The following is a 1,451-nucleotide window of genomic DNA, read 5'->3' on the forward strand; positions in this document are numbered from 1 at the left end:
TGCCGGCGGTGTCGATGGCGAACGCCTCGGAGGTCTTCGTGTCCGGGTTGTACACCGTCGCGACCCGGCCCGACACCAACGACGAGGCCGGCACCCGGCTGCCGGTGATCGCGTCGACGATCTTCTGGGCGTCGGATGCCTGTGGCTGGTAGCGACCCGGGAAGGCTGACCGCTGTACGCCCTGGCAGACGGTGCCGATCTCCTGGGACTGCCAGGCGTTGTTGGGGTAGGTCCGCAGCATCTCGTTGATGAAGGCGGTGGTCGACCAGACCGGGTCGAGCCGCTGTTCGGTCGTTCCCCACCACTCCTGCTGCTGGAACAGTCCGACACTGGTGGCGTCCAGGACGTTCGGATTGTTCTCCAGCCTGCTCTCGACGATGGCGGTGGTCACGGCGATGACGGCGGCCCGGTCCGGGAGGCCGAGGTTCCGGACGGTGTTGACGATGGCCCGTGCGCACGAGACGTGGTAGTCGCCCATGTCATGGGCCATGCTGCTGGTGAGTATCTGATTCAGCTGTGCGCCGATGGCGGCGTCGGCGCTGGTCACCGGTCCGCAGGAGCGGTTCGCTTGGGCGTGGGCCGGTGCGGAGCCGACCGTCATCGTGCCGGTGATCGCGACGGCGGAGAGGGCGAGAGCGGACAGACGGTGTGGGAGGCGGCGGATCACGGTGGTCTGACTCCTGGAGTGGGCAACGACGGTTGGGCAGGGTGGTCGGCCAGGTGGGCAGGCAGACGGCCGGTTCCGGCCGAAGGCGGCCGGAACCGGCGGGTGAGCAGTGCTCAGCTGGTCTTGAACGGTGTGGTGCCGAGGGTGTACCAGGGGCCGATGGGCTGGCCGTCGGCGGTGTAGGCCTTGGAGATCCGGCCGTCGGAGCTGCCGATGGCGAAGACCTCGGCGGCGTGGTTGTCGGACTCGTAGACGGCGGAGGGGACGCCGGTGAACGACCAGTTCGTGTTGAGCGACTCCCAGCCCTGCCACGGGCCGGCGTTGAGGTTGTAGTCGTGGTTCAGCACGCCGTCGGTGCCGATGGCGAACAGTTCGATGGCGTTGGTGGTGGCGTTGTACACGGCCGCGGGGCTGCTGCTGAACCTCCACGCGTCACCGAGGGAGCTCCAGCCGCTCCACGTACCGCCGTTGAACAGGTACTGGTGGGAGATGACGCCGTCGGCACTGCCGGTGGCGAAGACCTCGGTGACCTTGTTCACCGGGTTGTAGACCACTGCCGGGTTGGAGGCGAAGCGGTAGGAGTCGCCGAGGGCGGTCCAGCCGGTGTATGCGTTGCCGCCGGTGGAGTAGTTGTGGGCGATGATGCCCTTGTCGTCGGTGGCGAAGACTTCGGCGGTCTGGGTGTCGGGGTTGTAGAGGGCGGCGGGGGTGCCGGTGGTGAACTTCTTGTTGGTGTCGAGGGATTCCCAGCCGTGCCAGGGGCCGGCGTTGAGGTTGTAGTCGT

The 1,451-nt window shown here is 67.6% G+C and carries 2 pseudogenes; both read right to left on the bottom strand.

Annotation, left to right across the window (positions count from 1 at the left end):
- Nucleotides 1-667: pseudogene (locus tag ACFVU9_RS45450) on the bottom strand (hypothetical protein); the annotation flags it as partial.
- A gap of 113 nt (nt 668-780) precedes the next feature.
- Nucleotides 781-1,451: pseudogene (locus ACFVU9_RS45455) on the bottom strand (hypothetical protein); the annotation flags it as partial.

It is taken from the genome of Kitasatospora sp. NPDC057936 (assembly GCF_042887525.1).
In the GTDB taxonomy this organism is placed as follows: domain Bacteria; phylum Actinomycetota; class Actinomycetes; order Streptomycetales; family Streptomycetaceae; genus Kitasatospora.